Origin of the sequence: Vagococcus penaei (assembly GCF_001998885.1) — a bacterium.
Classification (GTDB): Bacteria; Bacillota; Bacilli; order Lactobacillales; family Vagococcaceae; genus Vagococcus; species Vagococcus penaei.
The window spans coordinates 520,117-536,716 of the sequence record NZ_CP019609.1; the positions used below are offsets into that span (position 1 = coordinate 520,117).

Sequence of the window (16,600 nt, forward strand, 5' to 3'; positions counted from 1 at the left end):
AATTTTCTTCTCACTGATTTTTCTTGACGAAACACGATTAACCCATTTTAAAAATCCAACGTAATTTTTCTTAAAGTACCTCGTTATTATTGCTAATGACAGAACTATTATTACTGACCAAAACACCTTCAACAAATACACCCCTTTAAATTTATACATAATTATCTTTTATAAACTTCGTTATTCTTCTGGCATATGAACTATCAATTATTAGGTCATTTCCAGTACCTGGATACTTAACTTTTCTTCTCAATCAAATCTTTTACATATTCTTTTATAACAAATAACTCCTCAAGTGACATATTTTGCAGTTTTGATTTAATATCGGTATTATTTGGATTACTCATGTATTGCCAAATTGAATTATCAATGATTGCAACAGGTGTGTCCATTTCCTTAGCAACAAACGTTAATAAATCAATGGCTTCCTGCTCTTTTACTTTTCTGCCTAGTGCATTGCTAATAAATTTAAGTATATGAACATCAGGTTTTACGGTATCTACGTTTAACAGAATTGCTAAATATCTAGCTGTTGCTATTCCAATACCATTTACTTTCTGAATGTCTTTATAAAAATTAGGACTTTCAGCGAATAATCTCATTGATTCTAAATCATCAATACCTAACTTGTTGTCATTAAATACCATTGCCGTATCTAATAGCACTTGTCCCAGTTGCTTGAAACGGTAATCTAAATACTTAGGAGCAAAATTTTCAGGTCCGTCTCTTTCTATCGTATCTATTAATTTTTCAAGGGTATTGATATCTGAATAATTCTCTTTAAAATACTTGATTTTAGGGACTACTGTTTTTTCATATACTCGTGAACGTGACATCACAGCATCCAATATTATTAAACAAGGATTATCATAATACTCTAGTGCTGGTACAAGTGTTATGTGTTCTAACTCACTTTTTATCTTCTCAATATCATTAGTACTATTCACTATTTCTCCTCCAAAAAAACACTTATTAATCTAAATTAGTTCATTAACAATTAGTATATCAAAGTTTAATTTAAAATAACTGAAAATATATAAAAAAGCCACAGTATTTAAATATTATCATTCCACATAATAATATTTAAAACACTATGACTAGCTATTCTATACTGGTTTAAAACCTCGTTGTAACATTTTCTTTTGAAGGAAACTATTTAACTATTCCCAATCTAAGCGATAATTAATCGGGGATTGCTACCCAAGTTTTCCATGTTTTCTAAACTTGTTCCACCAATTGACATAATCCATTAACTCATACTGTAATTCAAACAAGGAATCAAAAGATTGTTGGTGAATCAACTCAATCTTAAAGGCTCGATAAGTTGCTTCTGCCACGGCGTTATCATAGGGACAACCTGGACGTGATAAAGAACGTTTAATCTTAAATGCATCTAATAATTCGTCAATACTTTGGCTATCGAATTCTTTTCCACGGTCTGTATAAAAAATTTCAACATCATCTAATGGTTGTTCAATCGTTCCGATTGCCTGTAATACAAGGTCCACATATTTGTAGGAACACTGGAATATCGAACTATTTCTCTATATAATAAATCAAGAATAAAACAAACGTAATGCCATTTTTGGTCTACTTTAACATAGGTTAAATCTGTCACTAAAGTTTCGATAAGTTTCGTTCTATCAAATTGACGTGATAAAATATTAACGATTTCCTGTTCATTTTTGTTAGTTACTTGAGGTTTAAATATCAGTTTTGTATAGCTCGAAACAAAATTGAGTTTTTCCTAGCAACTTCTACTTTCGTCCGACTATCAGCGCTGCTTGCTTTAAACTATCATTCTCCACCATCAGCTCTTTATTTAGTTTTCGTCATTCACACAATTCTTTTTCTTCTGGTGTCAAATTATTTTCCTCTTTTAATGACCCTGATTGATTATATTGTTTCACCCATCTATCAAAGGTTAATCGTGTTAAATCGTATTCTCTTAAAATATCTTTTCTAGGTTTTCCTGATTTGTGGAGTTCCACCATTTGTTTCTTAAATGATTCTTTGAATGTCCGTCTTGTTTTTCTATTAGTTATCATGAGATAAGCACCTACTCTGTTTTTTATTAAGTATAAACACCTTATCTTTTTTGTTCAACTAAGTGTAACCTATCCATATTCATTAAGCATCTCTTTTAATTGTGGATAACTGTTATCTTGAGCACTTAATTTATCCAAAGTATTATTCAACACCTTTAAATCACTTATTGGAAATTGTGTAGTTAAGACTACTCAAAATAAAAAAATACCACGTATTGTAAATAGATTTAATCATATCCAGTAATTACTTTTTTATATTTTTGTATTTTTTAGATAAATCTATAATTCTATTCCAATTACTAGTTACTCTAACAAACCCTTTAATAGTAAACGTTACAAAAAAACTCCTCCATTAACTTATTAGTTAACGAAAGAGTGTATTAATTCTTGTAATTTTAATTTGGTAGTCATTCAATATTTGACTCTTTTAGTCAGTAATCCAAACTATGAGAAATTTATCTTGGACACTGTATTCGGTGAATATAGTTCACTCACCACACTGTTAATCAAATAACCTATAATTGTTTCTGTAATTCTTATCTAATCCCTAACGAAATCCTAGCATATCTGCTCATTCTATCAGTCGTCCACGCCGGGTACCACACTAGTTTTACTTCTACTTCTTTGACTTCTTCAATGTCACGTAATGCTTGATGGATTTCTTCTGTGATGACATCTGCTAAAGGGCAGCCCATAGTTGTCAATGTCATTTTAACTTCACAGTAACCATTTTCGGCTAAGTTAACTTCATAAATCAACCCTAAGTTAACAATATCAATGCCTAACTCAGGATCAATGACGGTTTCTAAGGCAGCTAATATATCTTCTTGGATTGCTCCAAGTTCTTCTGTTGTCCATTTTTGTTCACTCATGTTAAGTAACCTCCTACTTATAATCCTCTTAATCATAACTGAGTTTTTCATGTTTGTAAATCATCAAACACTGGACATTTTCTCTATAAAAAACCTGGAGTAGCCACAATTACGGTGACTACTCCAGTATCTTATCAATTATAATTGTTGATCGAGCATGATTAAGTCGACTAATGTTTCACGACGAATAGCTAATTTACTTTGTCCATCTTCCACAAAAACGACAGCTGGTTTTGGGTTTCGGTTATAATGATTAGCCATTGAGTAACCATAAGCCCCAGTTGTTAGCATGGCAAACAAATCGCCAACTTCAGCATGTGGTAAGTCAATTGACTCAATTAATCGGTCACCACTTTCACAATATTTGCCAACAATGGTCACTGTTTCTGTCGCTGGTTCTAAGGCACGATTAGCCAATAATCCTGTATATTTTGCTTGATATAATGCTGGACGAATATTATCGCCCATACCACCATCCACTGCAACAAACTTTCTAATCCCTGGGACGTCTTTTCGTGAACCAATCGTATATAACGTTGTCCCAGCTTCAGCCACAATCGAACGACCTGGTTCAATCCAAATAATTGGTAGTGGATAATCAGTCGCACATGCTAATTTTTTAACCTCAGATACGACATGGGTTACATAATCTTGTGGTGGTAACGGTGTGTCCGTCTCAGTGTAACGAACACCAAACCCACCACCTAAGTTTAAAATAGTCGCTGTATAGTCATATGCTTCACGCCATTTGATTAATAGGGCCATCATACGCTCAGCAGCAGCTGTGAATCCTGCGGTATCAAATATTTGAGAACCTATATGACAGTGTACACCAGCAACTTGAAGTGATTGATGCGTCAGTGCTTGTTGTAGTGCTTGATCAGCTTGACCACTTTTAACATCAAAGCCAAATTTAGAATCTTCTTGACCTGTCAAAATATAATCATGAGTATGTGCGTCAACACCTGGTGTCACGCGTAATAAGATTTGTTGTGTTTGTTGCTTAGCTTCGGCAATCTCTGCAACTAGATTAAGTTCATAAAAATTATCCACAACGATTGTACCAATACCTTCGTTGATTGCATAAGTCAGTTCATCTGGTGTTTTGTTGTTACCATGAAACTCTAAATCAGACGGACTAACCCCAGCAGACAATGCCGTATAGATTTCACCGGCAGAGACGACATCAAATCCTAGACCTTCTTTTGCTAATAATTGATAGATTGCCTGACAAGAGAATGCTTTACTCGCATACATCACCTTATGTGGAACAGCTAGTTCAGTAAATGTTTGTTTAAAGCCACGCGCCATTTCTTTGATTTTTGCTACATCATAAACGAATAGTGGTGTACCGTAAGTCTTAGCTAAATCAGTCGCCAAACAACCACCAATCTTCAACTGGCCATCCTCTGTAAGTTGGCTTGTTCCAAATAATAAGTGTGACATCCTTCATTCATCCCCTTTAATTGACATAATTTTAATCATTCTATCATATTATTTTAATTTCCCCAATAGTTTATGGAAAATACTTTTTAAGCTATAAAAAAGTGGGTAAGCGACTAGGGTTAAAGGTAAGTAGAGTACCATTAAGCGAATATTGACTAATGATACAAGTGAAAATATCTGTTGTCCATACACAAAGACAATCAAGAAAACAGCAAATAGACTACCTATCATGAGTTGGATCTTACGACTTAATGGTCGGGCAATATAAGAAAGTGCCACAAAACAAACAATTCCAGTTAACCAAACGGTAACAGTTGATTTTTCAGCATAGCTCCATTGATTTAATCGGCCAAAAACTTCGGTTATCAGCGTCATTATGACCACACTGAACCCACTCGCTAAAGCTGGCTCAAACACATTTTTCAAAAATTTACCTTTGATTGGCGCAGTATTCGGTCTTAATGCTAAAAAGAAAGACGGAATCCCTACTGTTAAGGCATTAATTGGACTCAGCTGAATCGGTTGAAATGGATAAGAAGTTGATAGAAAAATAAAGACAGCGGCCAAAACCATTGAATAAATCGTCTTGGTCAAATAAAGCGACGCTACTCGTTGAATATTATTAATGACTTTACGTCCCTCTAATACGACATTTACCATTGAATCAAAATTAGAATCTAGTAACACAAAATCGGCAATTCCCTTAGCTGCGTCACTGCCATTAGCCATCACAATACTACAGTCGGCCTTTTTTAAAGCCAAAATATCATTCACACCATCACCAGTCATTCCAACCACATGTCCCTCGTCCTGTAAAGCTTGAACAAGCAAACGTTTTTGTTCTGGTGACACACGACCGAAGACCCGATAATGTTTGACTAATTCTGGAATTTCGTCGTCTGTAACTTGCGTCATATCGACTTTTTTATCGGCTTCACTCACTCCTACTCGAGCCGCAATTTGACTAACCGTTTCTGGATGATCACCAGAAATAATACATACCTCAACCGCTTGTTGTCGGAAGTAGGCAAGTGTTTGTGGTGCTTCCGGACGAACTTCATCTTCTAAAAAGATAAACCCAACTAACGTTAAATCTTCTGGTAAATCATTAGATAGCTCAGTTGATTGATTGTGTGCTACCGCAATAATCCGTAATCCTTGACTCATGGCCTCTGACATTTTTGCTTGTTGTTTTTCAGTAAATGTTGAAAATAGATATTCGGGCGCACCCATATAAAAATTACCTAAATTAGCAAAAGAAACGGCACTCCACTTTCTAGCGGAAGAAAAAGGAACCTGCTTTGTGGTCACCAAATCTGACGAATACTCACTAAAATATGACATCAAGGCTTGGCCTGTTGCATTGTCTTCGTTTAAACGATAAATAATCGTTCCCACTAATGTTTCAAATGACAAATCGGCAGTTACACTTTGAATGACCTCATACTCTGTCACTTGAAGTTTTCCACTTGTCAAAGTTCCTGTCTTATCCAAGCAAAGAATGTCTACACGAGCCAGTGTTTCAATTGAGCCCATTGTTTGCACGAGAACATTTTGTTGGCTTAGCTTAATGACACCGACAGCCAAAGCAACCGACGTTAGCAAAACTAATCCTTCAGGTATCATCCCAATGATTGCTGCCGTACTACCTAGAATCGCTTCATCCAAATGCGTCCCATTTAAAATACTACTAATCATCAGAATGGCACCAACTGGAATAATCACAAAACTTAATAAACGAATGAGCTTTTTCATCATTTGAATTAACTCACTATAAATTCCAGTGTCTTGCTTAGCTTCAACGGTTAATTTGTACGAGTAGCTCTCTTGCCCAACATGGACAGCTTGCATAATGCCATGACCGCTAATCACAAAACTACCGGAATACATTGTATCACCAACTTTTTTAGGGATTGGCAATGATTCACCAGTAATCTGCGATTCATCACATTCTAACCCCTCCGTATCAATAATGACACCGTCGACAATAATTTGTTGCCCACGACGAATAACAATTAAATCATCTTTAACAACTTCATCTTGGAAAATGGTCTCGACGTGATAATTTCTAATAACGTCGACTTTAGGTTGATGTAATAACGTTAGCGAATCAATATTTTTCTTCGCCTTTAACTCTTGGTAAATTCCGATACCGGTGTTGGTAATAATTACTCCTAGAAAAAGTAAATTTTTATAGCTACCAGTATAAATAATAAAACTAGCAATAATAAGGTTAATTAGATTAAAAAGGGTCACACTATTATCTAAAATAATCTGACTTAATTTACGAGTTGTTGTTGGAATCGCTTGATTCACTTCACCTAAAGCAACTCGACGTAACACATCTTCTTCATTTAGTCCGGGGTAATTAGTTTTCTGACTCATACATAAATCCCTCATTTTTCACACTATTTGATACCTTTAGAATAGCAGATTTTACTAATTTTCTAAACAAAAAAGACAGATGGTATCACTTTACTTAGAAAATGATACCATCTGTCAATCCATTTATTTAACAATTAATTGGGTAATACGTTGAATACTAAAAGCAATTTCATCTGTCGCTTCATCTTGTTTCGCTTCAGATGCATTGAAAGCTTCCACATCAACTTTAGCATCATCAACTAAAATTGAATTAAGCATCTCTTTGCAACCAGCAACATAGTGACTGAATGCTTTTTCAAATTTTTTATGAATACCTAGGACTTTAACAGGCGCTTTTAACTTATTAATTTCGTCCATTAGTACATCGTATTTAACAGTCCCTTGAGAAAAAATACTATATATTTCACTTAACTTTTCTTGACTTAAGCTATCTAATGTATTGTTATCAATGGATTGACGTACAACTTCATATGATGCATTCATCTCTTCACCGATATTTTCCGACTCAGTAACAATGCTATTAATCATACGAATGTAATATCCCGTATTTGGTTTCTTCATCAAACTTCCTCCTTGTTTCACTTACCGTATCCATTTTACACTGTTTGTCCAATAAAGCCAACTACTGTTTCAAATTTTTATCAATTTTTATGTGATTTTATAACATATCAAATAGTGATAGTTGATTTTCATCTGGTAAATCAGTTAAAACGCTATTTTCAGTCATATACTCAATAATTGTTTTACTGACTTTTCCACGATTAGCTAAATCCTCTTTTGATAAGAATGGTTGTTCTTCACGAGCAACCATAATTTGTTTTGCTACGTTAGCTCCCAAACTTGGTACCGACCGGAATGGCGCAATTAAACTATTGCCTTCAATGACAAAATTTTCAGCATCTGATTTATATAAATCAATCATTTTAAACGTAAATCCACGTTCTAACATTTCATTCGCTAATTCTAAAACAGTTAGTAAGTTTTTCTCTTTCGTTGATGCATCCATACCTTTATCCATGATTTCCTTCATGCGTGCTTTGACAGCATCTTTTCCTTGGCTCATAGCGACAATATCAAAATCATCGGCACGAACTGAGAAGTAAGCTGCATAATAAAGGATTGGAAAATGGACTTTAAAGTATGCAACCCGTAAGGCCATCAAAACGTAAGCTGCCGCATGGGCTTTCGGGAACATATACTTAATTTTCAAGCAAGAATCAATGTACCATTCGGGAACATTATTTTCACGCATAGCTGCTTGCCAATCATCTGGTATCCCTTTACCTTTACGAACACTTTCCATAATTTTAAAGGCTAATCCATCTTCTAAACCAGCATGCATCAAGTAGACCATAATATCATCACGACAACCGATTACCTTCGCTAAAGTTGCTTCACCACGTCTCACAAGTTCCTCTGCATTACCTAGCCACACGTCAGTCCCATGGGATAGTCCAGAAATTTGGAGTAACTCAGCAAATGTCGTTGGTTTAGTTTGTTCTAACATGCCACGAACAAATTTTGTTCCAAACTCAGGAATTCCGAGTGTACCTGTTTTTGAATAGATATCTTTTTCATTAACGCCCAATACATCAGGTCCAGCAAAAATACGCATCACATCAGGATCATCGGTTGGGATGGTTTTCGGGTCAATTCCCGATAAATCTTGTAACATTCTGATAACGGTTGGATCATCATGTCCTAGGATATCGAGTTTCAAAACATTGTCATGAATCGAATGAAAATCAAAATGTGTTGTTTTCCATTCAGAATTTTGATCATCGGCTGGGTATTGAATCGGCGTAAAATCATAAACATCCATATAGTCTGGAATAACAATAATTCCCCCTGGATGCTGTCCAGTCGTTCGTTTCACGCCAGTTGAACCTTTCGCTAGACGGTCAACTTCAGCGGCTCGGAAATTCAGATTATTATCCCGTTCATAGCCCTTCACAAAACCAAATGCTGTTTTATCAGCAACGGTACCAATTGTCCCGGCACGAAAAACATAATCTTCTCCAAATAAAACTTTAGTGTAATTATGCGCTTGCGGTTGATAGGTTCCCGAAAAATTCAAATCAATATCGGGTACTTTATCGCCATGGAAGCCTAAGAACGTTTCAAACGGAATATCATGACCATCTTTTGCTAGACGATGACCACATTTTGGACACTCTTTTTCAGGTAAATCAAAACCTGATCCATAAGAACCGTCTTCAAAAAACTCTGAATAGCAACAACTTGGACAACGATAATGTGGTGGTAAAGGGTTAACTTCAGTAATTCCCGTCATTGTTGCAACAAAACTAGACCCAACTGAGCCCCTGGACCCAACTAAATACCCATCTTCTAAACTCTTATGAACTAATTTTTGCGAGATTAGGTAGATAACGGAGAAACCATTACCATTAATACTTTTTAACTCTTTTTCGATTCGCTTCTCAACAATTTCAGGTAATTCTTCACCATATAGTCGATGGGCCTCGGTATAACTTAAATTAGTAATCTCATCTTCTGATCCTTCAATTTTTGGTGTATACAAATCCGTTTTAACTGGAACAACATCGTCACACATATCCACAATTTTTTGCGAATTCGTCACCACAACTTCCTTGGCACGTTCTGCACCTAAAAACCTAAACTCATCAAGCATCTCATTAGTCGTTCTAAAATGAACTTTCGGTAGTGACTGACGGTTTAAAGGATTGGCTCCACCCATTGAATTAATTAAAATTTTACGATAAATCGCATCTTCTTCGTTGATATAGTGAACATTACCGGTAGCAACAACCGGTTTATCTAACTCATCACCAATCATAACAAGATTTTTAATAATATCTTCCATATCCGCTTCATTTTTTACCAATTCGGCCTCAATTAATGGCGCATAGACGGGTTTAGGCATAATTTCAATATAATCATAGAATTTCGCCCGCTTTTTAGCTTCTTCGACCCCTTTTTGCATCATTGCTTCAAAAATTTCACCTTTGCTACAAGCCGAGCCAACTAATAAGCCTTCACGGTACTGACTTAATAGTGATCGCGGAATTCTAGGAACACGGTAAAAATAATTGATATTTGATTGAGATATTAACTTGAAAAGATTTTTTAAACCAGCTTGGGTTTGAGCTAAGATAACCGCGTGGAATGGTCGTGCCCGCTTATACGCGTCTCCTTCACCAATATGTTGATTGAATTCATCATGATACTCAACGCCAAAATCTTCTTTGGCTTTTTTCAAGAAAATCCAACACAATTGACCGGTTGCTTCCGAATCATAAATCGCACGGTGATGTTGTTCTAAATTAATATTGTATTTTTTCGACAACGTATTTAAACGATGTGACTTCATATCTGGGTGAAGTAAACGTGATAACTCTAGCGTATCAATCACAGGGTTAGGGGCTTCTGGCATGTCATATTTTTCATAACTTGTATTTAAAAATCCCATGTCAAAGCTTGCGTTATGGGCAACTAAGATACTATCGCCACAAAATGTTTTAAATAATTCTAAAACCTCTTTTTCAGACTTCGAGCCACGGACCATTTCATCTGTAATTCCCGTTAAATTAATTGTCGTTTGAGACAAGGGATGACCAGGGTCAATAAATTGTTCAAACGTATCAATTACATTACCTTTGTGCATTTTAACCGCTGCTAACTCGATAATCGTGTCATACACCGCTGATAAGCCTGTTGTTTCCACGTCAAACACAACATAGGTTGCATCACTTAGATGCTCATGTTTTGGATGATATGCAATTGGCACACCATCATCCACAATATTAGCTTCAACTCCGTATAAAATCTTAACGCCATGCTTTTGTCCAGCATGATAGGCATCAGGAAAGGATTGTGCGCCACTGTGATCAGTAATAGCGACAGCAGGGAGGCCCCATTTACCTGCTTGCGCAACTAAATCGGTCGCACTATTAGTTGCATCCATAGTACTCATATTAGTATGTAAATGTAGCTCCGCACGTTTTTCACCAGCTGGTGCCGTGTCTTGACGAGTCGCATGCTTCACCTCTAATAAATCTTGACAATTCATAACCAAATCGCGCATAAATGTATCTTCCTGAATGCTTCCCCGAACGCGTAACCAACTACCTTTTTTAATTGCTTCAAATACGGCGACGTCTTTATCATTATTGGAAAACTTCTTAACTGAAAAAGAAGATGTGTAGTCTGTCATTTTAATAATCAAGATTTTACGACCTGAACGTAAATCTCTAACTTCTTTATCAAAGACAAAACCCTCAATCGTCACTCGGCGTTCTTCCTCAAAAATATTCCCCATTGGTGTAATTGGTTCATCCACCGGAATCGAACGACCTAATTGTATTGGCCCTTCTAAAGCAGGTACATCTTGATCGCGCTGTTGCCGTTGCTTTTCATTTTTTTCGATAGCTTCCGCAGCTTGCCTCATAAGTTGTTCTGTTTGCTCTAATTGTTTTTCACGAAAAGCTTGTTGTTTTTGCTCTGCTTGTTGTTCATCAATAACTGCCTTAAAGGCTAACTTAGGAAAGCCGTACTCTTGATAATTAGCAATAATAATTGGGAAATATTGTTGCGCTAAATACTCTTGCATCCCTTGATTTTCAACCGCAACGGTTACACATTTATCCGTGTAACTTGGTACTTGCTTTAATAGTATTTGACTGACCACAGGACTAAGACAATTATCTGCTTGTAGCACTTTTGTCCAGTACTGTTGAATAAGTGTTTCCGTTACTTCAACTGTCTCATTTGTAATAATAGATAGCTTAATATTGGCAATATGCTTAAATGCCATCGCTAAATTTTGGCTAAACGTTTGATAAGTATCAAGTGGTAGAATAGCTGGAAAAAAAAGATTAAATGACCATAAACGACTTTGCTTATGAACGGTTACTTTTTTTATTTCCCCTTGCTTTAAGATGGGGTACTGGTCAATTTCTTCCCATAACCCAATCTGTTGCAATAATTTATCAAATAACTCTTTTGGACTTAATGACACAATTGTCCCCCTCACTTTCCTTACCCATTTTACATGAAAAAAGGTTCTAGCACACGTTTTATATGCTAAAACCAAATTTATTTTAATGATTTAAAATCTTAATCGTTTCCAATAATTCTTCCCTACGGACCTCTAAAATCGAACCAGTTTTACGGATATTGACTTCAACGATACCTTCCTCCGCTTTTTTACCGATAATAATTCGAAATGGTGCACCAACCAAATCAGCATCTTTAAATTTAACTCCTGCTCGTTCATTACGATCATCAATTAACACATCTTTGCCTTGATTTTCTAGTTCAACTGCAATTTCATTTGCTAATTGCCATTGATTTTCATCTTTCGCGCAAATAGGGATGATATGAGCATCAAAAGGAGCTACTGCTTCCGGCCAAATAATTCCTGTCTCATCGGCATGTTGCTCAACAATCGCAGCTAGTAACCGACTAATACCAATACCATAGCATCCCATTTGAATCGGTACTTGACGACCTTTTTGATTCAGAACATTTGCATCAAATCTTTCACTATAAAAAGTGCCTAATTTAAAGATATGTCCTAATTCTATACCTTTAGCAAATTTTAATATACCCTGACCATCAGGTGAGACTTCACCTTCAGTCACTAGCCGTAAATCCACATAGTCTATCGTTTTTAGATCACGACTAGGCGTAACATTCGTTAAGTGATAGTCAGTTTCATTTGCACCAACGGTAATATTTTCAGCTTGCTGAATAAATAAATCTCCAACCAAGCGTACGCGTTCATCTGCGCCAATTGGTCCAATTGAACCAAATTCCGTGCCAAAATATTTTTTAACCGTTCGTTCATCAGCAGGTTTAAGTTGTTTGGCACCTAAGTAATTGAGCAACTTAACTTCATTCAATTCATGATCACCACGAATCAATGCTAAAACTGGTTTACTATCAGCTAAATACACTAGCGATTTTGCAGTTTTTTCAGGTTTGATGTCTAAAAATTCACATAACTCTGCAATCGTCCTAACACCCGGCGTTTGAATTTTTTCACTATCAATAAGTGACTCATAAGATTTTTTAGGATTAAACAGGCTCGTAGCCATCTCTAAATTAGCTGCGTAATCACTGACATCAGAATAAACAACGGTATCTTCACCAATCTCCGATAACGCAATAAATTCTTTAGATTCTTGACCACCCATAGCACCACCATCCCCAATCACTACTCGATAAGTCAGCTCACAGCGATTAAAAATAGTTGTATAGGCTCGTTCAAATTCACGAAAACCCTCATCTAAGCTTTCAATTGATTCATGAAAAGAATACGCATCTTTCATGATAAATTCACGGCCACGTAATAACCCAGAACGCGGACGCTTTTCATCACGATACTTTGCTTGAATCTGATACAGCGCTAAGGGCAATTGCTTATAAGATTTGATATCAGACGTAATCAAACTAGTAAATGTTTCTTCATGAGTTGGTCCTAAAATAAATTCTTTATCAGCCGAGTCAGTAAAGGTTAAAAGGTCATCACCATATGTTTGATAACGACCTGATTGTTTCCATAAAGCTGCGGGTACCACCGCAGGCATTAAAACTTCATTTGCATGAATGGCATCAAATTCTTGACGCATCATGGTTTCAATTTTTTTTATCACGCGATAAGCCAATGGTAAATAGCTATAATACCCACTCGCTACTTGCCTGATATATCCGCCACGTATCAACATCTGATGACTGATAACTTCAGCCTCACTTGGGACTTCTCTCAGTGTCGGCATGAATAATTTTGACTGTTTCATTTAACTCCTCCTAAGTTATCTCTTACCTAATAAAGAAACGTTGAATATCATTCCATGTCACAGCGACCATCAACACAACCAAGACAACAACCCCAACCATTGTTATCATCATTTCTTTTTCTTGACTTAGTGGTTTACCACGAATCCCTTCCAACAAGTTTAGAATAATTTTTCCACCATCTAACCCAGGTAATGGAACTAAGTTCATAATTCCTAAATTGACGGATAGCATTGCCGTAAATGATAAAACTGCAATGAGTCCACTTTGTGATACTGATTCAGAAATTTTAAAAATCATCACTGGACCGCCTAGTTTGTTCAGACTAAATCCTGTAATTAAATCACCTAGCGCTTTAAAAATTAAAAGTGAATTAGCGGCTGTTTGCATAAAGCCTTCTTTAATTTTTCCAAAAAATGATAAAGGTACTAATTCATTTGACATATTAACACCGATAACACCTTTTTTATCATCGGTTTCACTTTTCATCGGTGTTATCGTTACGTCTTTATCTTTGCCTTTTTCAGTTTCAAGCGTCATTGCAACTTTTTTATCAACATTATTTGAGATGATTTTAGTCATCTCGTTGTAATTACTTACTTTTTCACCATTGATACTAGTAACTTTATCGCCAGGCTTAATATTAGCAACTGCAGCAGGACTATCTTGAATCACACCACCAATAACCGTACTAGGAGCGTAAGTACCACCGCGCATAAATGCCACAATAATAAATAAAACCACAGCTAAAATAAAATTATTTAACGGACCAGCGAAATTAGTCATTAAGCGACGGCCTAAGCTCGCTGATTGAAATTGTACGTCTTTTGGTGCGATTTGAATCTCCACACCGTCTTCCTCAATAATCGTTGCATCATGATTCACAGCAAAGATTTTTTCTTGCATCTCATTGCCATTTTCATACGCTCGAATAAACAGTTTATCTTCTAAATCAGTTTCTAAAATTTCAACAGGAATACTATTTTCTAATTGAATCTTTTTACTTAAATTAATTCGTACCACTTCATTGTGTTCATTTAAAACAAGTGATACTGGCATACCTGGTGCTAATTCAACATCTTCATCACCAGCACCTGCCATACGCACGTAGCCCCCAACTGGTAATAACCTTATTGTATAAGCTGTACCGTTAACCCGGTGTGAGAATAGTTTTGGTCCCATCCCAATTGAAAACTCACGAACAAGAATTCCACCACGTTTGGCAAAAATAAAATGACCAAATTCATGGACAAGGACGATTAAACCAAAAACGAATATAAATGTAATAAATGTTTTCATTCAGTAATCCCTTCTATAAGTTAATATGTCACGTTTAAAATAATCCGAATAGGTGCATTAGCGGAAAAACAAAAAGTAAACTATCAAAGCGATCTAGAATCCCACCATGACCTGGTAAAATATTTCCTGAATCTTTAAATCCATAATGACGTTTATAAGCCGACTGGACTAAATCGCCCATTTGACCAACAATTGAAAAAAGTACAGTGAGCACCATCATAACGATAAGTGAATAATTGAATGGGAAAAATAGTAAGTAAACAAAACTTACCACAACTGCACTTAAAATCCCACCAAGTGCTCCTTCAATTGATTTATTTGGAGAAATATGTGGAGCCAATTTATTTTTACCAAATTTCACGCCAAACATATAAGCGCCAATATCTGTTGCCCAAACAACAAATAAAGCAAATAATAAAATACTTAGACCCGCCTCACGTGCTAATACAAAGTTTTTAAACCCCATACCGACGTATAAACTGACTAAAACAGGAAATGCTGCTTCATCAAACGTATAAGCATTTTTAGAAAAAACTGACAGCATTAAAATTCCCATGATTGGTAAATAGAATAACGAACCTGAATCAAAAGAATTAGGTAAAAAATTTAATGAATCTGTTCCACCTAGAATAAGAAAAATGACTGCCAATAAAGCCAGTACACCTTCAAAACTTTTTAACTCTAACCCTTTCATATTGAATAACTCATACACTCCAACAGCTCCAAGTAGAGCTGCTACTAATTGTAACGGAATTCCACCAATTATAATCAATGGAATAAAAAGAATTAACGCAATAACTGCTGTAATAACGCGTTGTCGCATTAGTTTCCATCCCCTTTACTAGTTTCATTTAAACCACCGAATCGGCGATTTCGTGTCTGAAATAGACCAATTGCCTGTTCGAAGTTTTCGATTGAAAAATCTGGCCAAAACTCATTGGTAAAAACAAGTTCACTATAGGCAATTTGCCATAATAAAAAATTACTAATTCTTTCTTCACCACTTGTGCGGATTAATAATTCTGGATCTCTTAATGATGGGTCTAATGTACCTGTCATTAAATAGTCAGAAAAAATTTCTTCTGTAATCTCTTCCTTAATGCGATTTTCTTTCGCATCAGAAATCATCTGATTAACAGCGGTTAAAATTTCTGCTCGACTACCATAATTTAAGGCAAAATTTAAAATCATTCCAGTATTATTTTTTGTCTGCTCAATGGCATTTTCAACTGCTTTTTGAGTATGTTTTGGTAAGTAATCTGTATACCCCATTACTTTAACTTGGACATTCTCTTTAATGAGTTCTGGAACAAATTCATCAAAAAAATCGACCGGTAAGCGCATCAAAAAATCGACCTCATCATTGGGACGTTTCCAATTTTCTGTTGAGAAAGCATACAACGTTAAGACTTTAACACCTAATTTGCTTGCGTGCTTTGTAATACGCTTAACATTACTCATACCTTCTTTATGACCTGCGATACGTGGCATAAACCTTTTTTTTGCCCAACGCCCATTGCCATCCATGATAATAGCAATATGTTGAGGAATTGGTTTATGACAATCAAACAACTGCTCATTTTCATTATTCTTCTTTTTATTTAAAAAATTTAACATAAGAAGCCCCCTAAAAAAGACTTAGACCATCTTTATTATTGTAGCAAAGACTTGTAAAAAAGCCTATAAAAAAACGATAATTAAGGAGTTTTTTAAACTTTAACTAATAAAAAGAAAAAAGCCGTAGTCAAAACTACGACTTTTGTTCATAAA

At 35.7% G+C, this 16,600-nt stretch carries 10 protein-coding genes and 1 pseudogene; all 11 read right to left on the bottom strand.

What is annotated here, in order from left to right; genetic code table 11:
- Positions 1 to 236 precede the first annotated feature (236 nt).
- The 11 genes and pseudogenes from BW732_RS02455 to BW732_RS02505 all read right to left on the bottom strand — a co-directional run bounded on the left by BW732_RS02455 (position 237) and on the right by BW732_RS02505 (position 16,447).
- Complete coding sequence (locus BW732_RS02455) at positions 237 to 947, bottom strand: hypothetical protein (protein WP_077275304.1); 711 nt, start codon at positions 945 to 947, stop codon at positions 237 to 239.
- Between the two features lie 249 nt (positions 948 to 1,196).
- Positions 1,197 to 2,048: pseudogene (locus tag BW732_RS02460) on the bottom strand (integrase core domain-containing protein).
- Positions 2,049 to 2,584: 536 nt separating this feature from the next.
- A complete protein-coding gene (locus BW732_RS02465; protein WP_077275305.1) occupies positions 2,585 to 2,920 on the bottom strand; it encodes a metal-sulfur cluster assembly factor in 336 nt (111 codons plus the stop codon).
- A gap of 138 nt (positions 2,921 to 3,058) precedes the next feature.
- Positions 3,059 to 4,366: a diaminopimelate decarboxylase gene (lysA, locus tag BW732_RS02470; RefSeq protein WP_077275306.1), complete on the bottom strand. Its 1,308-nt coding sequence runs from the start codon at positions 4,364 to 4,366 to the stop codon at positions 3,059 to 3,061.
- 48 nt (positions 4,367 to 4,414) lie between these two features.
- A complete protein-coding gene (locus tag BW732_RS02475; RefSeq protein WP_077275307.1) occupies positions 4,415 to 6,751 on the bottom strand; it encodes an HAD-IC family P-type ATPase in 2,337 nt (778 codons plus the stop codon).
- A 123-nt stretch (positions 6,752 to 6,874) separates the two neighbouring features.
- Entirely contained in the window at positions 6,875 to 7,312 is a 438-nt protein-coding gene (locus BW732_RS02480; protein ID WP_077275308.1) for a hypothetical protein, read from the bottom strand.
- Between the two features lie 97 nt (positions 7,313 to 7,409).
- Positions 7,410 to 11,750: a PolC-type DNA polymerase III gene (locus BW732_RS02485; RefSeq protein WP_077275309.1), complete on the bottom strand. Its 4,341-nt coding sequence runs from the start codon at positions 11,748 to 11,750 to the stop codon at positions 7,410 to 7,412.
- 82 nt (positions 11,751 to 11,832) lie between these two features.
- Positions 11,833 to 13,533 carry a proline--tRNA ligase gene (locus tag BW732_RS02490; protein WP_077275310.1) on the bottom strand — a complete coding sequence of 567 codons (1,701 nt, stop codon included), beginning with the start codon at positions 13,531 to 13,533 and terminating at the stop codon, positions 11,833 to 11,835.
- Between the two features lie 22 nt (positions 13,534 to 13,555).
- Positions 13,556 to 14,830, bottom strand: a complete 1,275-nt coding sequence (gene rseP / locus BW732_RS02495) for an RIP metalloprotease RseP (protein WP_077275311.1) — start codon at positions 14,828 to 14,830, stop codon at positions 13,556 to 13,558.
- Between the two features lie 34 nt (positions 14,831 to 14,864).
- Positions 14,865 to 15,653 carry a phosphatidate cytidylyltransferase gene (locus tag BW732_RS02500; protein ID WP_077275312.1) on the bottom strand — a complete coding sequence of 263 codons (789 nt, stop codon included), beginning with the start codon at positions 15,651 to 15,653 and terminating at the stop codon, positions 14,865 to 14,867.
- Positions 15,653 to 16,447, bottom strand: coding sequence for an isoprenyl transferase (locus BW732_RS02505; RefSeq protein ID WP_077275313.1), 795 nt, complete (start codon positions 16,445 to 16,447; stop codon positions 15,653 to 15,655). The genes BW732_RS02500 and BW732_RS02505 overlap by 1 nt, the downstream gene beginning before the upstream one ends.
- Between the last annotated feature and the right edge of the window lie 153 nt (positions 16,448 to 16,600).

Excerpts from the sequence above, each read along its gene's own strand:
- BW732_RS02480 (WP_077275308.1), bottom strand. The coding sequence starts at position 7,312 with ATGAAGAAACCAAATACGGGATATTACATTCGTATGATTAATAGCATT.
- BW732_RS02490 (WP_077275310.1), bottom strand. The coding sequence starts at position 13,533 with ATGAAACAGTCAAAATTATTCATGCCGACACTGAGAGAAGTCCCAAGT.
- BW732_RS02465 (WP_077275305.1), bottom strand. The coding sequence starts at position 2,920 with ATGAGTGAACAAAAATGGACAACAGAAGAACTTGGAGCAATCCAAGAA.
- lysA (WP_077275306.1), bottom strand. The coding sequence starts at position 4,366 with ATGTCACACTTATTATTTGGAACAAGCCAACTTACAGAGGATGGCCAG.
- BW732_RS02475 (WP_077275307.1), bottom strand. The coding sequence starts at position 6,751 with ATGAGTCAGAAAACTAATTACCCCGGACTAAATGAAGAAGATGTGTTA.
- BW732_RS02505 (WP_077275313.1), bottom strand. The coding sequence starts at position 16,447 with ATGTTAAATTTTTTAAATAAAAAGAAGAATAATGAAAATGAGCAGTTG.
- BW732_RS02500 (WP_077275312.1), bottom strand. The coding sequence starts at position 15,653 with ATGCGACAACGCGTTATTACAGCAGTTATTGCGTTAATTCTTTTTATT.
- rseP (WP_077275311.1), bottom strand. The coding sequence starts at position 14,830 with ATGAAAACATTTATTACATTTATATTCGTTTTTGGTTTAATCGTCCTT.